Annotated in this window: 17 protein-coding genes and 1 CRISPR repeat array; of the genes, 9 read left to right on the forward strand and 8 right to left on the reverse strand. The window is 34.7% G+C overall.

Annotation, left to right across the window (positions count from 1 at the left end):
• Positions 1-725 precede the first annotated feature (725 nt).
• The 4 genes from JNL75_12175 to JNL75_12190 all read left to right on the forward strand — a co-directional run bounded on the left by JNL75_12175 (position 726) and on the right by JNL75_12190 (position 8,773).
• A complete protein-coding gene (locus JNL75_12175) occupies positions 726-5,084 on the forward strand; it encodes a hypothetical protein (GenBank protein MBL7790576.1) in 4,359 nt (1,452 codons plus the stop codon).
• Positions 5,081-5,980, forward strand: a complete 900-nt coding sequence (gene cas1, locus JNL75_12180; protein ID MBL7790577.1) for a type II CRISPR-associated endonuclease Cas1 — start codon at positions 5,081-5,083, stop codon at positions 5,978-5,980. Before JNL75_12175 ends, cas1 begins: the two co-directional genes overlap by 4 nt.
• A gap of 29 nt (positions 5,981-6,009) precedes the next feature.
• Positions 6,010-6,315: a CRISPR-associated endonuclease Cas2 gene (gene cas2 / locus JNL75_12185; protein MBL7790578.1), complete on the forward strand. Its 306-nt coding sequence runs from the start codon at positions 6,010-6,012 to the stop codon at positions 6,313-6,315.
• Positions 6,316-6,365: 50 nt separating this feature from the next.
• A CRISPR array of direct repeats spans positions 6,366-8,245; the repeat unit is 36 nt; unit sequence GTTGTTAAAGATACAATTTTAAAAGCAATTCACAAC.
• A gap of 63 nt (positions 8,246-8,308) precedes the next feature.
• Positions 8,309-8,773: a hypothetical protein gene (locus JNL75_12190; GenBank protein ID MBL7790579.1), complete on the forward strand. Its 465-nt coding sequence runs from the start codon at positions 8,309-8,311 to the stop codon at positions 8,771-8,773.
• A 530-nt stretch (positions 8,774-9,303) separates the two neighbouring features.
• Here JNL75_12190 and mnmE read toward each other — a convergent pair.
• From mnmE to JNL75_12210, 4 genes are all read right to left on the reverse strand, one after another.
• On the reverse strand, positions 9,304-10,629 hold the full coding sequence (mnmE, locus tag JNL75_12195) for a tRNA uridine-5-carboxymethylaminomethyl(34) synthesis GTPase MnmE (protein MBL7790580.1): 1,326 nt from the start codon (positions 10,627-10,629) through the stop codon (positions 9,304-9,306).
• Positions 10,626-11,633, reverse strand: coding sequence for an adenosine deaminase (locus JNL75_12200; GenBank protein MBL7790581.1), 1,008 nt, complete (start codon positions 11,631-11,633; stop codon positions 10,626-10,628). The genes mnmE and JNL75_12200 overlap by 4 nt, the downstream gene beginning before the upstream one ends.
• Before the next feature lie 57 nt (positions 11,634-11,690).
• On the reverse strand, positions 11,691-12,200 hold the full coding sequence (locus JNL75_12205) for an ORF6N domain-containing protein (protein MBL7790582.1): 510 nt from the start codon (positions 12,198-12,200) through the stop codon (positions 11,691-11,693).
• Between the two features lie 93 nt (positions 12,201-12,293).
• A complete protein-coding gene (locus JNL75_12210) occupies positions 12,294-12,635 on the reverse strand; it encodes a single-stranded DNA-binding protein (protein ID MBL7790583.1) in 342 nt (113 codons plus the stop codon).
• Positions 12,636-12,840: 205 nt separating this feature from the next.
• Between JNL75_12210 and JNL75_12215 the strand changes: the two genes are divergently transcribed.
• The 5 genes from JNL75_12215 to JNL75_12235 all read left to right on the forward strand — a co-directional run bounded on the left by JNL75_12215 (position 12,841) and on the right by JNL75_12235 (position 17,409).
• Positions 12,841-13,170, forward strand: coding sequence for an alkylphosphonate utilization protein (locus JNL75_12215; GenBank protein ID MBL7790584.1), 330 nt, complete (start codon positions 12,841-12,843; stop codon positions 13,168-13,170).
• A gap of 3 nt (positions 13,171-13,173) precedes the next feature.
• Entirely contained in the window at positions 13,174-13,524 is a 351-nt protein-coding gene (locus JNL75_12220) for a hypothetical protein (protein MBL7790585.1), read from the forward strand.
• Positions 13,525-13,885: 361 nt separating this feature from the next.
• Positions 13,886-15,295, forward strand: coding sequence for an HD domain-containing protein (locus tag JNL75_12225; protein MBL7790586.1), 1,410 nt, complete (start codon positions 13,886-13,888; stop codon positions 15,293-15,295).
• Positions 15,282-16,193: a tRNA (adenosine(37)-N6)-dimethylallyltransferase MiaA gene (gene miaA / locus JNL75_12230; GenBank protein MBL7790587.1), complete on the forward strand. Its 912-nt coding sequence runs from the start codon at positions 15,282-15,284 to the stop codon at positions 16,191-16,193. The genes JNL75_12225 and miaA overlap by 14 nt, the downstream gene beginning before the upstream one ends.
• Entirely contained in the window at positions 16,180-17,409 is a 1,230-nt protein-coding gene (locus tag JNL75_12235; GenBank protein ID MBL7790588.1) for an MFS transporter, read from the forward strand. Before miaA ends, JNL75_12235 begins: the two co-directional genes overlap by 14 nt.
• Positions 17,410-17,817: 408 nt before the next feature.
• Here JNL75_12235 and JNL75_12240 read toward each other — a convergent pair whose 3' ends face one another.
• The 4 genes from JNL75_12240 to pbpC form a co-directional block, all read right to left on the reverse strand.
• Positions 17,818-18,246: a hypothetical protein gene (locus JNL75_12240; protein ID MBL7790589.1), complete on the reverse strand. Its 429-nt coding sequence runs from the start codon at positions 18,244-18,246 to the stop codon at positions 17,818-17,820.
• A 218-nt stretch (positions 18,247-18,464) separates the two neighbouring features.
• Complete coding sequence (locus tag JNL75_12245) at positions 18,465-18,854, reverse strand: hypothetical protein (protein MBL7790590.1); 390 nt, start codon at positions 18,852-18,854, stop codon at positions 18,465-18,467.
• Between the two features lie 76 nt (positions 18,855-18,930).
• Entirely contained in the window at positions 18,931-19,356 is a 426-nt protein-coding gene (locus JNL75_12250) for an RDD family protein (GenBank protein ID MBL7790591.1), read from the reverse strand.
• A gap of 268 nt (positions 19,357-19,624) precedes the next feature.
• Positions 19,625-21,901, reverse strand: a complete 2,277-nt coding sequence (gene pbpC, locus JNL75_12255) for a penicillin-binding protein 1C (protein ID MBL7790592.1) — start codon at positions 21,899-21,901, stop codon at positions 19,625-19,627.
• Positions 21,902-22,044 lie beyond the last annotated feature (143 nt).

Consider the following 22,044-nt stretch of genomic DNA (forward strand, 5'->3'; position numbering starts at 1 on the left):
ATCAGGAAATAATTAAAAAAAATAAAATACATTATATCAATAAAACAATTGAGAAATATAAAATTGCAAAAGACTGTATACTAGCTAATTGAGGGGTAGTTAGATAGAATTAATCATTAGAAGCCACAACGTGGCGAACTAAATGATTTAGTTGGGGTTATCCCGATTTAGAATTTGTTTCAAGATTTATAAAATATTGAAATACAAATTCTTAATCGATTCAACATTTTCTAATGCAGAATTTGGGATAAAGCTTTGTTACGCTAAATCTACCTTTGTCAATCATTTCGAGACTACATACCCTTAAAAATCAACCCAGACCCTATTGAATGTCTTTAAATGTAGTCTTGACGAATATTTTATCTCATTCCTATTAAATAGTTATTCTTCGTAGTGGTCTTAAAATATCTGATGCTTGCTATCTTTCGGAGACAATCATTTTCTTCAAGCCAGAACAATGAGGGCTCTGGGCTACTGAAATGAGTTAAGCAATAGTCTGTGTATTATGAATAGGTTAAAATAAAAAAGGCGACGATTGCTCGCCACCTTAGATGTTTACACAACGGAATAATCCTTATTGTGAATTGCTTTAAAATTGTAATGCAAATATAGAATAATTTTATTTTTCTAATAAGTTAATCTTTTTAGCATAAATTTAACATTCAAAACGACACTATTTGGCAATAGCATCTATGATATAGTCGCAATTTTTAAATTAAACATATATGAACAATACAATTTTAGGTCTAGACCTAGGCACAAACTCAATAGGGTGGGCATTAATAGAAAAAGAAAAGCAACAAATCATTGGACTAGGGAGTAGGATTATTCCTATGTCACAAGATGTTCTAGGTAAATTCGACAGTGGAATATCTATTTCACAAACAGCAGAAAGAACAGGCTATAGAGGTGTCAGGAGATTAAGAGAGCGACATCTGCTAAGACGAGAGAGATTACATAGAGTCTTAAATATTCTAGACTTCCTACCGATTTTTTATAAAAATCAAATAGACTTTGACCAGCGATACGGTCAATTTAAAATAAACTCAGAACCTAAGCTAGCCTACAATGAAAACAATCAGTTTATCTTTCAAAACTCCTTTAGCGAGATGGTTGAAGATTTTAGAAAAGCGCAGCCCAATTTATTCTATACAAAAGAAAATGGCAAAGAAACCCTTATACCCTATGATTGGACAATCTATTATCTGCGAAAAAAAGCCCTAAGCCATAAAATAGAAAAAGAAGAACTCGCATGGCTATTACTAAATTTTAATCAAAAACGTGGATACTATCAGCTAAGGGGCGAAGATGAGGAAGTAGTTCCAAATAAGAAAGTTGAGTTTCATTCTTTATTGGTGACTGAAGTTATTGCAGATGAACCTCAAAAAGGAAAATCAGAATTATGGTATAATATTGTTTTGGAAAATGGCTGGATATATAGACGTGCTAGTAAAATTGAGTTGTTTGATTGGAAGGGTAAAATCAAGGAATTTGTAGTGACCACAGACTTAAATGATGATGGTTCGGAAAAAATGGATAAAGATGGTAAGGTCAAGAGAAGTTTTAGAGCTCCAGCTGAGACGGATTGGACACTTATGAAAACAAAAACTGAGCAAACCATAGACAAATCAGGAAAAACTGTTGGACAATACATCTACGATACTCTTCTACAGAATCCATCACAGAAAATTAATGGAAAACTGGTACGTGTAATTGAACGAAAATTCTACAAAGATGAACTGGAACAAATATTAAAAACACAAAAAAAATTTCACACAGAATTACAAGATGAAAATCTATACAAATTGTGTTTGGAAGAATTATATGAATTTAATGAATCACACAGAAACAATATTGCCAAAAGGGACTTTGTCTATTTGTTTCTGAATGATATTATCTTCTATCAAAGACCATTAAAGAGCAAGAAATCTTTGATTAGCGATTGTAAATTCGAAAGTAGAAGATATAGTAAAGATGGTAAAGAACAAAATGAACCGCTAAAATGTATCGCTAAATCACATCCATTATTTCAAGAATTTAGACTATGGCAATGGATTAAAAACTTGCAAATATTTGAAATAGAAAATGACGATAATCCTATAACTGATAAGATTATTTCCTCCGAAGAAGACGTTGCAAATCTCTTTGATTTTTTAAACAATCGAAAAGAAATCTCACAAGAAGCCTTACTCAAATACCTCCTAGAACCCTTAAAACTAAAAGCCAAGGAACTAAAAACAGAGATATCCAAGTACAGATGGAATTATGTGCAAGATAAAGAATATCCTTGCAATGAGACTAGGGCGATGATTTTAATCAGATTGGCTAAGTGCGCTATTAATCCCAATGAATTTCTCACCAAAGAAATTGAAGAAAGTTTGTGGCATATACTATATTCAGTAAATGATAAAGATGAAATCAAATCTGCATTGGAAAAATTTGCCGCCAAATATTCATTAGGTGATGATTTTGTAGAGCAGTTTAAAAAATTCCCTCCTTTTAAAAATGAATATGGAAGCTATTCTGCAAAAGCTATCAAAAAGTTATTACCATTGATGAGGGTCGGTAAACACTGGAGTGAAGCAGATATTCATCCAGAGACAAAAAATAGAATTGAAAAAATACTATCCGCAGAATATGATGAAACTATTAGAAATAAAGTTAGAGATAAAGCTATTGATTTAACGGATATAACTAAATTCAAAGGATTACCATTGTGGCTGGTCAGCTATATTGTCTACGATAGACATGCGGAAGAAATCAACCTTGAAAAATGGAAATCACCAGCCGATATCGAAACATATTTAAAAAGCTTCAAACAACATTCCTTAAGAAATCCTATCGTAGAGCAGGTAATAATGGAAACGCTCCGAGTAGTCAAAGATTTATGGATTTACTACGGAAATGGTATTGAGAACTTTATAGATGAAATACACTTAGAGCTAGGCAGAGAGATGAAGAACCCTGCCGATAAACGAAAGAAAATAACGGAACAAACGACCGCCAATGAAAACACTAACCTTCGAATAAAAGCCCTATTGGCAGAAATGCTCAATGATGCGAAAATAGAAAATGTAAGACCACATTCTCCCATGCAGCTAGAAATACTAAAAATCTATGAAGATGGAGTATTAAATTCTGGTATAGAGATAGAAGATGATATTCTCAAAATAAGCAAGATGGCTCAGCCGAGTAAAACGGACTTGTTTCGATATAAGCTATGGCTAGAACAGAAATATCGCTCACCCTATACAGGTGCGGTCATCCCTCTAAGTAAATTATTTACCCCTGCCTATGAAATAGAGCACATTATACCCCAAAGTAGATATTTCGATGACTCCTTCTCTAATAAGGTAATCTGTGAAAGTGAAGTGAATAAAGACAAGGGCAATCTATTGGCTTTTGAATATATCAACCAAAATAGCGGAAAAAAAATTGAACTTAGTAGCGGAAAATATATCTCACTTTTCACCATAGACCAATACGAAAATTTCATCAAAACAAGTTATGCAAAAAACTATGGCAAGGGTAAAAAACTAATGTTACTGGATATACCAGAAAAAATGATAGAACGGCAGATGAATGACACGAGGTATATCAGCAAAGAAGTAAAAAATCTATTATCACGAATAGTAAGACAAGATAAAAACGATGAAGGTACTACTGCCAACAATTTATTGAGCACCAATGGTCAAATCACTTCAATTCTGAGACATGACTGGGGACTAAACGATATATGGAATGACTTAATAACTCCTAGATTCGAGCGATTAAATGAACTCACCCAGTCCAATCATTATGGACAGATAAATCCAAATACTGGAAAATTTCTGCCGAGTGTGCCTCTCGATGCGCAAAAGGGCTTTAACAAAAAGAGAATCGACCATAGGCATCACGCACTGGATGCATTAGTCATAGCCTGCGCTACGAGAAATCATATCAATTATTTGAATAATCAGAATGCCCTAGACAAAGATAAAACAAGAGGTCAAAAAACCAGAGAAGATCTGAAAAGAGTACTATGTGAGAAAAAATTTAATGCCGATGCTGAAAAAAATTATAGTTGGATTTTCAAACAACCGTGGGATACTTTTGCATTAGATGCTAAAAACAAACTGGAAACTACAGTCATTAGCTTTAAACAAAATCTGCGTGTCATCAATAAAACAGTCAATAAATACCAGCGGTGGGAAAATGTCAATGGAAAACTGAAAAAAAATATAGCTACCCAATCCAAAGGAGACAGCTGGGCTATTAGGAAACCATTGCACAAAGATACTGTTTCAGGAAAGGTAAATTTAAAAGGAGTAAAAGTATCTAGAGATAAAATGATAACGGCTACAAGAAAGACCTTAGACACTAGTTTTACCATAAAAGTAATTGAAAAAATAACGGATACAGGCATCCAATTGATTTTGAAAAACTATTTAGCAGCGAAGGGAGGTGTCCCTGAAATAGCGTTCACTCCTGAAAGTATAGAAGAAATGAATGCAAATATTTCCTTATACAATAATGGAAAAGCGCACAAACCTATTGTTAAACTGAGAATATGGGAAGAAGGCAGCAAATTTGCTATAGGTCATACAGGAAATAAAGTTCATAAATATGTAGAAGGTGCAAAAGGAACGAATCTATATTTCGCCATATATAGAGATGACAAAGGTAAAAGAAGCTATGAGACTATCCCTTTCAACGAAGTCCTAGAAAGCCAGAAACAAAGTGCTGCTCTGAAACAAAAGCCCCAGTCTGTGCCCGCAAAAAATGCCAAAGGAGACCCTCTCCTATTCAGTCTATCTCCTAATGACCTCGTCTATGTGCCGAGTGCTGAAGAAATAGACAATCCTTCTATGGTCGATTTTTCAAATCTTACCAAAGAGCAAGTGAATAGAATTTATAAATGTGTGAGTTTCTCTGGATTTCAATGTTTTTTTGTAAAGGGAGAGGTTGCAACATCTGTAGTTAATAAATTAGAATATTCTTCGCTAAACAAAATGGAAAATTCAATTGAAGGTATTCAAATTAAATCATGCTGCTGGAAATTGGACGTAGATAGACTAGGTAATATTATAAAAGTTGTCCAATGATTAAGCGCACCCTTTATTTTGGCAATCCTGCCTATCTTAGCTACCAGAATAGTCAGTTGACTATTTCCTATCCCGATGCAGATGATAAAAAGACCATACCTATTGAGGATATAGGTATCGTCCTATTGGATCATACTCAGATTACCATTACCCATTCATTGATAGCAAATTTACTAAATGCTAATGCAGCCTTAATAACCTGTAATGACAAACACCTTCCTACAGGTATGATGCTCAATCTCGATGGTCATAGTCTCCAAAGCAAATATTTCAAGTATCAAATCGCAGCCAAAGAACCACTCAAAAAGCAGCTATGGCAGCTCACTATCAAAGCTAAAATTAATAATCAAGCCAATGTACTCTATGCTCAGTCAAAAAACTATCAATATCTGAGAAACCTAATACCTATGGTCAAAAGCGGCGATAGTACCAATATGGAGGCGCGTGCAGCAGGCTTCTATTGGAAATCGGTATATATGGAGCTAGGTATCAAATTTAGCCGCGACCCTACTGGGTCTAGTCCTAATCATTTGCTCAATTATGGATATACTATCCTCCGTGCTATGGTAGCTCGCTCCTTGGTAGGGAGTGGACTCTTGCCTACCTTAGGGATTTTTCATCGAAATCAATACAATGCATATTGCCTAGCCGACGATATCATGGAGCCATACCGACCTTATGTCGATGTTTTGGTTTATGATATCTGTCAAAAATATGGATATGCTGTAGAACTAGATACAGCTATAAAAAAAGAACTCCTCACTATCCCTGTCCTAGATGTAGTCATAGAACATAAAAAAAGTCCTATGATGATAGCCATACAGCGTACCACGGCTTCGCTTGCCAAGAGCTTCGAATCAGGGATTTGCGAACTGATATATCCTGACTATGAATGAATACAACACGCTTCAACGCTTATCAGCTTATGTGGGTACTCGTCATGTATGACCTACCTACGGTCACTAAAAAAGAAAAGAAAATAGCAGCTAGATTTAGAAAACAAATATTAGCGGATGGCTTTACTATGTTTCAGTTTAGCATGTATGTGCGTCACTGTCCGAGTAGAGAAAATGCAGAGGTGCATATGCAGCGGGTCAAAAACATTATACCCGACGATGGTCTCGTAGGCATATTCTATATTACCGATAAGCAATTTGGAGATATTCAGATATTCCAAGGAAAAAAATCACAAAAACCACCTGACATTTCTTATCAGTTAGAGCTTTTTTAATGCCAAATTTTTGGCTAAAATCTTCAACAACAAGCCCTTAAATCAGGGCTGTTGTTAAAGATACAATTTTAAAAGCAATTCACAACTATTGGTCTAATAGTTCAAATCGACTTAATGTTGTTAAAGATACAATTTTAAAAGCAATTCACAACGGCAAAAAGTGCTATGGAAACGCACGGGAAGTTGTTAAAGATACAATTTTAAAAGCAATTCACAACAATACTGAGTTTCTTTGGCTCCTCTATCTTGTTGTTAAAGATACAATTTTAAAAGCAATTCACAACGGAACCAAATTGACTATAGATAATAATGAAGTTGTTAAAGATACAATTTTAAAAGCAATTCACAACATCGGTGCCATTCTCTACCATGTGAGTAAAGTTGTTAAAGATACAATTTTAAAAGCAATTCACAACGAGACAGTGGACACAGCAAGTAACTGGTATGTTGTTAAAGATACAATTTTAAAAGCAATTCACAACAATCCCTGTTATCAGCCAATTGGCATTAAGGTTGTTAAAGATACAATTTTAAAAGCAATTCACAACGCTATTTCCTTATCGCCCAAATAATGATAAGTTGTTAAAGATACAATTTTAAAAGCAATTCACAACGACACTCTCTTACGTGTTTAGTAATTGGGTGTTGTTAAAGATACAATTTTAAAAGCAATTCACAACTAGAGCAAACAAATAATGACGTTGCAGATGGTTGTTAAAGATACAATTTTAAAAGCAATTCACAACGGAATAGTTTTTGCACTTAAAAAATTCGTAGTTGTTAAAGATACAATTTTAAAAGCAATTCACAACAGTGTCCTCTCTTTTCTCTGATTAGCTGTCGTTGTTAAAGATACAATTTTAAAAGCAATTCACAACGGCTTAAAAACTATAGCGACAATACGATAGGTTGTTAAAGATACAATTTTAAAAGCAATTCACAACGAAGCCTTCCACGATTAGCGAGTCTATGCGTTGTTAAAGATACAATTTTAAAAGCAATTCACAACAAATTCCATACGCTCTCTACAAACCGAGCGGTTGTTAAAGATTCAATTTTAAAAGCAATTCACAACATAAATTCTACGGCAAACTCCCTGAGCATGTTGTTAAAGATACAATTTTAAAAGCAATTCACAACATTCTAAACTACTGAGTTCGTTTCCTTTGAGTTGTTAAAGATACAATTTTAAAAGCAATTCACAACTCAGCATCAACAATTAGACGAATCAAATGTGTTGTTAAAGATACAATTTTAAAAGCAATTCACAACCCATGCATGGTGATAAATTTTAGGCAAAGTGTTGTTAAAGATACAATTTTAAAAGCAATTCACAACCGCTGACTACTATGCCCGTATCGTAGAGAAGTTGTTAAAGATACAATTTTAAAAGCAATTCACAACATGCCTGATGGAACTTCGTATTCAAACTGGCTGTCGAAGATACAATTTTAAAAGCAATTCACAACCAACTACATGCTACATCCTCTATTATAGAGCTGTCGAAGATACAATTTTAAAAGCAATTCACAACTATTAAGGCTATTTTCATTTGAGTAGTTCAGCTGTCGAAGATACAATTTTAAAAAGCAATTCACAACTCTAAAGTTCCGTTAGAAACCCCTATTTTTGCTGTCGAAGATACAATTTTAAAAGCAATTCACAACGATAGCATTGAACCACTTGTCCCGTTTAGTGCTTTCGAAGATACAATTTTAAAAGCAATTCACAACATATTGCTCTTGCTATGCTATCTGGAGTATGCTGTCTAAGATACAATTTTAAAAGCAATTCACAACGATACAGTTATAGACCTCGAAATTTCAATCGCTGTCGAAGATACAATTTTAAAAGCAATTCACAACTTTTAGCCACTGCAACCACTTATTATCATGTTGTTAAAGATACAATTTTAAAAGCAATTCACAACTTAGTTCTCATTTGATGAAAGTAAAAAGCTGTCGAAAGTTCGTTCGAGCTAGATGAAAGTTCGTTGAGAAAGGATGAATTTTCGTTGAAGCTAGTTAAAAGTTCATTCGAGCCAGATGTATATTCGTTCGAGCATAATGAAAGTTCGTTGAGACAAGATGAATCTTTGTTGAAGCTAGTTAAAAGTTCATTCGAGTCAGATGTATATTCGTTCGAGCATGATGAAAGTTCGTTGAGACAAGATGAATCCTCGTTGATGCTAGTTAAAAGTTCATTCGAGCCAGATGTATATTCGTTCGAGCATGATGAAAGTTCGTTGAGACAAGATGAATCTTCGTTGAAGCTAGTTAAGAATTCATTCGAGCCAGATGTATATTCGTTCGAGCTAGATGAAAGTTCGTTGAGACAAGATGAATCTTTGTTGAAGCTAGTTAAGAGTTCGTTGAGACAAGATGAATTTTCGTTGAAGCTAGTTAAGAATTCATTCGAGCTAGATGAATCTTTGTTCGAGCTAGTGGGTGGACAATAATAGCCATTTGAACGAATATATTTCCAAAAAGAGCGTCAAAACTCATTACTCAGCTTCAGCTAAGCCTAGCTTTAGTACTAAATCTTATCAAACCTATTGCATAACTCCTCTGCGCTCTCTGCGCCTCTGCGGTTAAACCCAGCCTATCCACTTAAAACTTTCGTGTCCTTCGTGATACCATTGTGTACTTTGTGGTAAAACCTCTCACACCGCAGGTGTCTATGATTCGTGCTAATCTGTGTCATTCGTGGCTACCACCGCATTCATTTAATTACCCTCTGCGCTCTCTGCGCCTCTGCGGTTAAAACCCACATATCCACTTAAAACCTTCGTGTCCTTTGTGATACCATTGTGTACTTTGTGGTAAAGCCGACACACCGCAGGTGTCCGTGATTCGTGCTAATCTGTGTCATTCGTGGCTACCACCTCATTTATTTAATTACCCTCCGTGAACCTCTGTGTCTTCTCCGTGCGCCTCCGTGTCCAACTACCTGCAAGCGTAAAACTAGCAAATCGTACTAATCTATACCCTATTTACCAATACAAAACTTCCCAAAGATAGTACCCAAAATATCCTTGTCCACATCGATATGACCCGTAATATCACCGATATGTCGCAGCGCATCACGCAGGTGAAACGCAAGTAAATCACCAGATAGGTTCCCATTCATTCCATGCTGCACTTGATTGAGAGCAGCCAAAGCCAGACCAAGCGATTCCAGATGTCTAGTATTCGAAATAATCGTTTGATTTTCACCGATGCCTTCGCGGATAGACCTCAGCAGTTTTTGTTTGAGCGTATCCAATCCCTGCTTAGTCACAGTTGATATCGCTATCGTATGTTGCCCAAAATCCATATCGCCTACCAAATCTATCTTATTCGCTATCGGAAATATAGTTTTGTCTTCCTGTGCTATCTCAAGAGGCAAACCCTTACTACAATCAAAAACATTGAGCACAATCCTCGCTTGTTCTATCATTTTCTTACTGCGAGCTATACCTATACTTTCTATCGTATCACTCGACTCCCGGATTCCCGCCGTATCGATAAACCGAAACCGAATGCCATCGATGGTGATAGCTTCCTCTATCGTATCTCGTGTCGTACCCTCGATATCACTCACGATAGCACGCTCTTCATTGAGTAGAGCATTGAGTAGGCTGCTCTTCCCAGCATTCGGTGGTCCTACGATAGCTACTGGTACGCCATTTTTAATCGCATTTCCGTATTGAAAACTATGAATCAAATTTTCAATCTTTGACTTCAAATTCTGAACAAGCTTATGGAGTTCTTCTCTATTTGCAAATTCCACATCCTCTTCCCCGAAATCCAGTTCTAACTCTATCAGTGCAGTAAAATTAATTAATGATTCCCTTAACTCAGCCAGCTCGCTCGATACACCACCACGCATTTGGTGGAAAGCGATTTGATGAGAAGCTTTAGTTTCCGAAGCTATCAAATCAGCTACAGCTTCTGCTTGAGCAAGATCCAGTTTACCATTGAGAAATGCTCTCTGCGTAAACTCACCCGGCGCAGCCATGCGTGCACCTCGCTGCATCAATAACTCCAAAATCGATTTGATAATAAACGGAGAACCATGGCATGAAATCTCTACTGTATCTTCTCCCGTATAAGACTTAGGATTTCTAAATACAGACACCAATACTTCGTCAATGATCTCTTCCCCATTGCGTATTGTACCAAAAACTTGTTTCTGGCTTTCGACTTCACTTAATTTCTTCTTGTGGTGAAATACGTCATTTACTATGTCTATAGCTTTCGACCCACTCAGTCGTATGACAGCTATAGCTCCAGAACCAGGAGGAGTGGCGAGCGCTATGATGGTATCATTCATATTGCTTGAAATTTATTAACTTCATGCAGTCTTTTCTCTTTTGCATCATGTTTTAAAAGCGAATACTGAAACGAATTTCTTACAAGTTCTAGAATGTCATCGTGCGTTAAATCAAGTGCGTCAACCATAGCATCATAATTCGCTACGAGTTGCCCACCGAAATAGGCGGGATCATCAGAGTTGACAGTTACTTTCAGTCCTAAATCCATCATTCGTTTTAAAGGATGTTGATTCAAATCTTTGACTACTTGCAAAGCCTTATTAGACAGAGGACAAACAGTTAAAGCTAGATTTCTTTGAATAATTTCCTTTACTAAATCCTCATCTTCCAGACAACGATTTCCATGATCTATTCGCGTTATTTTTAAGATATCGATTGCTTCCCAGATATATTCTGGCGGTCCTTCCTCACCAGCATGTGCCAGTGGGATATAGCCTTCTGCTAACGAGGCTTCAAATACTCTTTGAAATTTACTCGGTGGATGACCCATTTCAGAAGAATCTAATCCTACTGCTTTGATGTGATGCTTGAATGGTTTAGACATTTCCAAGATTTCAAATGCAGACTCTTCCGATAAATGCCGCAGATAAGACATGATAAGAAAAGAAGAAATTCCAAATTCTTTCTCCGCTTGCTGACATGCTTTGGATATACCCTTTATCACCGTTTCAAATGAAATACCTCTATCTTTATGACTTTGCGGGTCAAACATAATTTCGGTATGTACAATATTCTGCTCCTTACATTTCAGCATATACGCCCAAGTAAGGTCAAAGAAATCCTGTTCTTGTATGAGAACTTGTGTCCCTTTATAATATATATCTAGAAAATCTTGAAGGCAATCAAACTGATAAGCATTTCGCAGTTCATCGACTGACTGATAAGGAATAGAAATTTGATTGCGCTGCGCTAATTCAAAGAATAACTCAGGTTCGAGCGTACCTTCGATATGCAAATGCAGTTCTGCTTTAGGGATTTTACGAATAAATTCTTTGATATCCATGTTGAGAAATATCGGCTAAGATATTCATTCATATCTAGAACCAATAAAAAATTCATATCATGACTTTTTAAAGCCTATTCTAGTTCTATCTTTGATATCCTCTGCTTGCTTATCCTTATTGAGCAGATAGTTCAGTGCATCGAATACATCCTTAAATTTTTTATTATAGGTCAACTCAAGTTCCTTTAACTTGTCAGATAATTCATTATGTGATAAAGTTAATTTTCTCATATAAACAAAGGCTCTAACTATAAATATATTCACTTCTATAGCTTTAGGACTTTGCAAAACTGATGCTAGCATCGCTACACCTTGCTCAGTGAATAAATAGGGTGTGTATCTGATTCCACCATGTAAACTTGAGGTGCCAAATTGGCACCTCAAGTATGACCATTCTTCTTCGGTTAACTCTATTAAAAAGTCTGATGGAAATCTCTCTCTATTTCTATTGACAGCGCGTTTGAGATATTTAGTCTCAATTCCATATAATTCAGCTAGGTCATAGTCTATCATAACTTTAAAACCTTTGAATTCAATTATTTTCGATTTGATTAACTCTAATTCCATTTCTTCATATTTAAAAAAAAGCCACCAAAACCCTCCAGCACAAACCAATCTTTGCGCCTTCGGGACTTGGTGGCTAAAACTAAAAAAAATCAATTATGCAGACTCTTTGCTGCTAAATAAGTTGAATTCGTTCACTACGATTTCGGTGACATATTTTTTCACGCCATCTTTTTCATAGCTGCGGCTCACAAGTTTACCTTCTATAGCTATTTCACTTCCTTTTTTAAGGAGTTTCTCTGCATTCTCAGCGGTTTTACCGAAGAAAACGAGATTATGCCAGTAGGTCTCCGTTACTTTTTCTTTTTTATCATTGTAATAGTAATCAGAAGTAGCGATAGATACGCGGGCTATCTTGATGCCCTTTTCTGTGTTTACGATAGTAGGTACTGCGCCTAAATTACCAATTAGTCTTACGGAATTTTTAATTGTGCTCATGTGTGAAGTAATTTAAATTGTTTAAAAATTAAAGTTTAAAATTGAATTTGTTTATGTCGAATTGCAATTGACAGTGCAAAGATGGGGGTATGGGGTAATGGATAACAAGAGTCTAAGTATTTGTAGTCGAATAAAACCATTTGCAAATGATTAAAAACGATTATATTTGTTGAAAATTAATTGTTTATAAAAAAACTATCTTAGCATGAATTGTCCAAATTGTAAATCTCCAGACACCTATCCCATCGATAATTTATGGAATTGTACTGCTTGTTTTCACGAATGGGACCCAAAAGAGGAAGTTGCAGCCAGTGATGAATTAATCGTCAAAGACTCCAATGGCAATTTACTTCAAAATGGGGATAGCGTGATTGTCATTAAGGATTTACCAGTAAAAGGTTCTCCTAAACCTGTCAAAGCGGGCACTAAAGTCAAGAATATCAGACTCACAGATGGAGATCATAATATAGACTGCAAAATAGAAGGATTCGGTGCTATGGGTTTGAAATCAGAATTTGTAAAAAAAGCTAATTAAATCATGGATAAACTATGTCAAAACTGCTCCAAACCTTTAAAAGGTCGTGCGGATAAAAAGTTTTGCGATGAGAATTGTCGAAACCAATACAACAATACCCTCAATAGCGATACCAATGCGGAGATGCGCCAAATTCAAAATATCCTAAGAAAAAATAGAAGAATATTGCAAGATGTATTGGGAGAGCATGATAAGCTCAAAACCTCTTTGAAAAAACTTACGGATAAAGGTTTTCTACCTGACTATCTTACACACTTATATAATACCAAATCAGGCAGTCAATATCGATATAGCTTTGAATATGGAGTTATGCTATTAGAAGAGGGTATGGTATTGATCGTTAAGAAGGGATAGCGTTATAATCTAGAATTTATAAATATAAGTTAAAAACTGAAAAACCTAGTCTTATAGCTAACAATATAACTTCTTGTAAGATAGATAAATGTTCAATTCAATGATCACTTTAACCCAAATTCCGCATTAGAAAATGCAGAATCGATTAAGAATTTGTATTTCAATATTTTGCAATCCCGTACGTACGGGATTGAAACAAATTCTAAATCGGGATAAACCCAACTAAATCATATAGTTCGCCACGCAGTGGCTTCTAATGATTAATTTGGGTTTAACTTTGCAAATTTTTCAATCTCTGTATTTCAATTTAGAATAAATAATAGTTCCCGATTTTATCTTAAGAATTAGTTTTGTCCATGAAATGTTAACCCAACTCAATCAAATATTCTTCAAAACCTGTTCAAAAGTCTCTATCGAAACTTCTACACCATGTTATGCCGTTGGCGGCTGGGTCAGGGATTTATATCTCGAAAGAGAATGTAAAGATATCGATGTCGTAGTGGTTGGGAATGGAATAGATTTCGCTAAAAAAGTAGCGGAGAAACTAAATCCAAAATTAAAAGTAAATTATTTCTCAAACTTCGGAACAGCTCAATTTAACTATCAGGGGATAGATTATGAGTTCGTAGGTGCGAGAAAAGAGTCTTATCAGCGAGATTCACGCAAACCTATTGTAGAAGATGGCACTGTCGAAGATGATATATCCCGTCGGGATTTTACGATAAATTCTATGGCTATTTCGCTTTGTGAAAATAACTATGGTGAATTGTTAGACATTTACAATGGTCAACATGATCTTGAAACTAAGATTCTAAAAACTCCTCTAGATCCTGATATTACCTTTTCAGACGATCCACTGCGCATGCTTCGCGCGATTCGCTTCGCATCACAACTCAATTTCACAATTGAAAAAGAATCTTTAGAAGCCATTACCAAAAATGCTTCTCGCATGGACATCATTTCCAAAGAGAGAATTCATACAGAGTTGAATAAAATATTACTAAGTCCAAAACCCTCTATAGGATTGGAATTATTGTTTCAAACAGGATTATTGGATTATGTTTTACCAGAGCTTAAATTGCTGCATGGAGTGGAATTATATAAAGGCAAAGGCCATAAGGATAATTTCTATCATACCCTTCAAGTGGTCGATAATGTAGCTCAAAAGTCTGATAACTTATGGCTTAGATGGTCTGCTCTATTGCATGATATTGCCAAACCTCAAACGAAATCCTATAGTGAAGAAAACGGCTGGTCATTTCATGGGCATGAAGTTTTAGGAACTAAAATGGCTGTCAATATATTTAAAACCTTGAAACTGCCATTAGATCAACCTTTACAATACGTCCGCAAAATGATTTTTCTTCACCTTCGTCCTATTGCCCTAACGAAAGAAGAAATTACAGACTCTGCCGTTAGGCGTTTATTGTTCGAAGCTGGAGATGATATCGAAGATTTACTTCTCCTCTGCCAGTCGGATATTACGAGTAAAAATGAAGCCAAGGTAGCACGTTATTTAGAAAATCTTGAGAAGCTCAAACTTAAAATCAAAGAAGTAGAAGAACGCGATCATATCAAAAATTTTCAGCCTCCTATAACTGGAGAAATTATTATGGAGACTTATGATTTAAAGCCGTCAAGAGTCATAGGTGATATCAAGAATCATATCAAAGAGGCTATTCTAGATGGGGTCATACGAAATAATTATGAAGAAGCTTATGCTTTAATGCAAGAGATTGCACCAAATTATATATCGAATGACCAAGCCTAGGTTTATAGCCATTTCTGGACCTACAGCTTCTGGTAAAACTGCACTTGCGATTGCTCTAGCCAAGAAATTGAATGCCGAAATCATTTCTTTTGATTCTAGACAGATATATCAGGAACTCAAAATAGGGGTTGCAAGACCTAGTGAAGAAGAATTAGCGGAAGTGAAGCATCATCTTATCGGCCATAAATCTATTCACGATAAATACACAGCGCAGGATTTTGTGAAAGAAGTTGAAAGTATAAAGTCGAAAGTTAAAAGTCAAAATCCCTTCATACTCGTCGGGGGTACAGGATTTTTTCTTTATGCATTAGAGAAAGGATTAGATGAACTGCCCGATATATCAGAAGGCACGAGAACAAAATTGCAACAAGAATTTGATCGATACGGTTTAGTTTATATGCAAGAACGAGTGAAGGAAATTGATCCTGTTTCTTATTCTCAAATGGAAACAACCAATCCTCGGAGACTCCAGCGTATAGTAGAGATATGGGAAGAGACAGGTTGTGTCTTTAGTGAATTGATTGCAAATTCAAGTAATAATTCTTTTCCAGAGTTAGAAATAAAAAATATAGTATTAGATATTCCCAGAGATTTATTGTACGAAAGAATCAATCATCGAGTGGACTTAATGCTAGGGCAAGGATTGGTTGATGAAGTAAAAAATCTTCAAGAATTTAAACAACTCAATGCCCTACAAACCGTCGGATATAAAGAACTTTTTGACTATTTAGACGGAAGTGTGACACTGGATTATGCCATTGATAAAATAAAACAACATAGCAGAAACTATGCGAAAAGACAAATTACATGGAATAGAAAATATAAGAAAGATGCATTATGGGTCAATCCATTGTATGAAAATTGTGTAATGAAAATACTAGAATATGTCACTCATTGATCAATATAGAAAGTTAGAAAGACCAATCTATTATCTTATCATTGCAGAATTTCTTTTGCAGTGTATCAATGCTACATTTCTTGTTTTAGTCAATTACTATTTAATTAAATTAGGTTATAAAGATTATGAAATAGCCAAATTTGTCTCCTATCGCTATATTTCAGTACTCATACTGGGTGTGCCTTTTGGATTGTTATACAAGCGTATTCATCTATTGCCAATGATTAAGATTGGAGCTTTGTTGTTTGTAGCAAATGCCATAGTTATCATCATTATTGCTCCCCTACACTCTAATCTGGCTATGACTATATTGATGTTTCTATTTGGTGTTTTTCTTTTGATGTCTCATGTCGTTTCTTTGCCATTTCTGCTAAAGATAACAAGTAAAGATAACTTAAGTATATCATTATCGCTATTCTTTCAAACCTGGGGTGCATCCGTTATGACCGTAGGAATAGTTTCTTTTATATACAATAAATTATTGACGAATTATAATTCAGAGAAAACCATCATTCTTACCATATTTGCCTTAGCTAGCATCGCCGTGGTACTCCTTTTCAAAATTCCAAAAAACATAGAAGTCAAGGCTCAGGAAATGGAAGAAATGACAGATACCAAGCCGAGTGAAGGTGATACAAGAAATATATTCTATCTGCTCTTACCTACGTTGATAATTGCTATTGGCGCAGGTTTTAGCATTCCTTTTTTCAATCTTTTCTTTTTCTATACCTATCAGATGGATTCAGATAGTTACTCCATTGTACTAGGACTTTCTCATCTTATTGTTATTATATTTATGATGTTTACTCCATGGATACAATCTAAACTCGGCTATCAGAAAGGCATAGTAGGCATTCAATCCTTAGGTATTCTCTGCTTAATCGTTATGGTTTGGGCAAAAGAATTTTTCCCGATATCTATAGCTTATATTTTGTCAGTAACTTTTTTTATACTTCGCCAACCATTGATGAATAGTGCGCAACCTATCATCACTAATTATAAAATGAATGTGATTGGTAAAAAAAATCAAGCCTTGATAGGTAGCATTGAAGCTACTATTTGGTCTGGGTCATTTTGGTTTAGTTCTATCATATTTGCTGAACTTAGAAAAATAGACTTAAGCTATGCCACCATTTTTAATATCACCATAATTCTTTACATAATCGGTGCCATGAGCTGGTTTTTTATAATAAGAAAGTTAGGGAACAATAAGTAATAATTATGCTTCCTAGTTAAGAATTATAATGCCAGCAAAGATGAAAAAAATCAATGAAAAAGCAATGATAAAGGAGGTAACAAAAAACAGCTTTAAAAGCCTTATCCCTTTTATTAAACGATTTTGTTCACTCAAATGAATAGAATAAGAAAGGTAATTAGAACTTATCCATAGCAAAATTGAAGGAATTATCATTGATAATGCTACAATAAATGCAACTTAAGCACCTCCACCTTCACTTGAATCTATGTTAATATTCTTAATGTAAAAAAGATAAAACCAAATAGAAAAAAGAGCTATGATTGACAAAATACCTAATACAGATAAAAATTTCAACCACTTTGCAATAGATAAAATTGCTAATTCTGTTTCTTCATCAATCTATAACTCGAACTCAGACATAAACTTTTATCCTAGCCCTGAAACCATAGCCATAACCATAACACCTATTATTATAACAATGTAAAGAACTAATATACCTACTACCATATAACCTGTAAATTTAAACAGTTTAGACAAGTTACTTACCCCTAAATCAAAATTAGTTTGAGTGGAATTTTGTATCGCTTCTTTTAAATTCTTGGACATTCTATACATAAATGTTACAGGAAAAAAATAAAAAGCAGCAATTAAAAAATAAAAGACACTTAGCGCACTCGTGGGAAATCCAGGTATACCAGAAGAAACATTACTACCTGCTACGATTAAGATGAAACCAGCTAGAACCATAAAACCCATACCCACATAACCAATTATTGCTAAGAATTTGGCCCATTTGGCTGCAATTAATAGATCTTGTTTATTTTTCTCATTAATTTGTAAATCAAAATTTGACATAGTTATAATATTATATATGTAAAATTAAGAAACTAATTGGTTTTAACTCAATTAAATTTGACACACCAAGAATAAAGCAATTCAAGAAACTTAAAAAAGCTGGAAATCAATCCAAAGAGAGCTTAAAATTCATATAATTTCTTTAAAAACATTGTCTTTATACATAGGCAAATTAAGCAACTTATTTGCTATCCATGCAAAAGAAACGATTAGCGCGTTTATATATTAGTGATAACCAAATAGCTAATAAAAAAGAATGCCAACAAACTCAATATGGAGTATTTAAAAAAACAAGCTAAATAAAATAGTCCACTATCTAAGCTAGATTGAAAAGTACTTTGTATAGCCTCTTTCAAATTTTTGGAAGCTTTAAAACTATAAACACAAGATGGAAGCATACATCCTACCAGAATGAGCATTAAAGTTGGTAACTCAATATCTGTATTTGTTCTTTTGCCATCTTCTCCTAAAAATATTATGAGCATAGCAAAAGTAAATATGATAAAAATCAAAAGTATTCCAAAATACATAGTAATTTTAGTCCATCTAATAAGCACTATTAGTTTTTCTTCGGTTTGCTCTGTAATAGTTAAATCAAACTCTGACATAGAATTACTTAAAAATTAAAGACCGAATTTGTTTTTAATAATTTTCTAATCAACTTGAATATTATAATAATAAAAACTAGAAGCTTAAAGACTTAATCTCCTTTACTACAAGCGTATCAGCTATTGAATCATGGAGACATTGTTTCTTTTCACCTGTAAAGAAGAAAATAAATCCCAGACCGCAAGTGAGTACATTAAGAGCATTTGCAAAGAAACGCAATGAAGCTTGACCAAAAGTCACGTCTTCTCCTCTTAGACTTAACAATTTTATATCAAAAATTCGCTGCCCTATGGTAGACTGTTCTTTACTGCTCTGTAATACAGCCCAATAAAGCCACCCAGCAATAATTGGGATGCAAAAACTAGGAATCGTTATAATTAATGAGTCAATAAATCTAGCAAAGAACCTCTCTCCAAAACTTGCAAAAACAAATCTTCTTGGAACACCATCAATTTCAAATTCAAAGCTGCCATCAGTTTCTATAATAATTTCATTACTCATAAGACTCTTATTAACCTGAATAGCAAAATTAATAATTTCAACATGAATTGTTAGAATTTATATATCTATTGAAAATTATAAAGCTTGAATAACTCACATGTATTAGTATTAGTTCAATTTCACTAGGCATTTGCACCTAACAAATATTGCTACTTTATTTATTGTAGAGTTTTTAATCCTAGTAATTTCAATTGACTTTATCAGCATTCACTTGAAATTGTTGATTATAGCTTAAACTATATCATATTATTAATAAAGAAATGATATTTCAATCTATCGTGAAGAAATTCATCTTCACATTCCCTTCTGTATCTTGCACTGTTAGTTTATGTCTGCCTTTTATAGGGCTCCAGCTTATTTTATGTTCGCTCATAGTTGTTGAGATAAAATTATTATCAATAAACCAATGTACACGAGCCTCTTTATTTCTATGAATGGCTTGAAACACTATTTGATTGGATACTTCTGAAGCATGTCGAATAATAGTAGCATTTTGTTTTGGGAATACAATCTCTAAAGCATCTAATTCAGAATGGGTACAATTAGGATGAAAAGGTGGTAGGCTTTTATATAAAGGATGGATTAGCTGATAATAACTCTCTTCTACGACAGGTAATTTAAACCAAGTTTTCTCTACGATGCTATCTTCTGAGTAGCACAATCTGCGCACCTGATATTGTTGACTTGCATCTAACAATAACTTAGTGTGATAAGGACATACATCTTTTAACTCTGCATTTTGGGGAATTTCTAAGTGAATTGACTTACAGTTCTCGGTTGGCTTATGACCACTCTCAGAACAAACTAATACATGCTTTAAAGCCTCACTTGGCTTATTATACCACGATTTCTTCCCTTTAGGAAGTGTATTCAATATATCAAAAAGGATTGGAGCGGCTTTTTGAATACCTGTCAAATTAGTTCGTCCGTTCCCATCTGCATTTCCTACCCAGATGGCTATCACATAATTCGGATTTACGCCTACAGCCCATGCATCCCGAAATCCATGAGAAGTACCCGTTTTCCATGCTATTTTTTGGCTCTGTCTATATTGCCAATTGTCTTCATTCTCTGGTCTCACCACATGAGATAGTGCTTCGAAGGTCAACCAAATAGAACCTTGACTCAGCTTAATATCCTTTTTAGCCTCCACATGTTTACCTAATTCGAAACTAGCAATAAGATTATCTGCACCTTTAAGTTTGTGTGAAAGCTGAAGATAGGCATTCGCTAGTTCCAATAATTCTAGTTCTCCTCCGCCTACCACCAAGGATAGTCCATAATGCCTGGAAGATTTAGTAAAATGACGAAAGTTATAATCTTTCAAATTCATATAAAATTTATCATAGCCGTATTTTTTTAATGCTAGTAACCAAGGTATATTCAAAGAACGCTCCAACGCCTCGTGAGCAGGTACTAAACCATCAAATCTTCTTGAACTATTCTGAGGTTCATAGCCGTTTATATCTATCGGAATATCTTGTAATAAAGTATTGGGAGAAATAAGTCCGGCATCTAACATATGAGCATAAAGCAAGGGTTTTAAAGTGCTACCACTGCTTCGTGGTCTCCGAATCATATTAACTTTGTAACCATTTACACTATCTTTAGTATTGCCAACATAGGCCAGTACCTCGCTCGTATTCGCATCGATTACTATAGCACTCAAATTTTGAATAAGATTTTGTTTAAAAGACTGGTGATACATCTCTAAAATATCTGTTACAGTTTTTTGAATGGATAAATCTAAAGTGGTAGTAAAATTGCCATTCACAGCTCCAGTCTCTGAGGCTAGATGATAGGCATAGGAAGGAATTGAAAAAACTCTTTGAGGTAATGGTTCATCCATAGCCAATTCGTAATCCATTTCACTTAGAATATTTTCATCCCTTAATTTTTTCAAAAGGGCATTGCGTTTTTTCAACAAAAAAGTTTGATTTTTTCCAGGGTAGATATAAGATGGTTGATTAGGCAATACTGCCATAGTAGCAGCTTCGGACCACGATAAAGCTTGTGAAGGTTTCTGATAATATCGCCATGCTGCCGCCTCTATACCAACGATATTTCCCCCATAAGGCGCATTAGAGACATAATAAGCAAGAATATCCTTTTTTGAATATATAAGTTCAAATTTTAAGGACATGAATACTTCCTTTAACTTCTGCCAATAAGTTCTTGGGGGGTTATTATGCAGGAGTCTTATTGTCTGCATGGTTATCGTTGATCCGCCTCGCTTGATATCTCCTTTCTTCAAATTCAAAATAAAGGCTTTGAATAAAGAGATAGGATTTACTCCTGGGTGAAAGTGAAAATACGCATCTTCATAATGCAATACGCATTGCTCTAACTTATCGCTCACTGAATCTATCTTCGGAAATCGCCACTGCTCATCGTCTGCTACACTGGCATATAGCAGCTGTCCATGTCTATCATACATCGCCAAACTCTTCGGGGCTTCGAATAAATCTTTAGGCAAAGAAAAAAACAAAAACCAAAGAAGGAATAGGCTTAGGAAAAGTTTAAAGGCAGTGTAAGCAAATTTCATCTTTCAGAGTTGTAACACAAAGTTCCACAAAGTGAGGCACAAAGTTTCACGAAGAAATACGAATAAAACAATTTATAAGAATTAATCTTGCTATACTTTCAAACTAAAAAATTTATCACAATAAATCAACTATTCATAATTCA

This window comes from Chitinophagales bacterium, from assembly GCA_016787225.1.
GTDB lineage: Bacteria > Bacteroidota > Bacteroidia > Chitinophagales > JADJOU01 > CHPMRC01.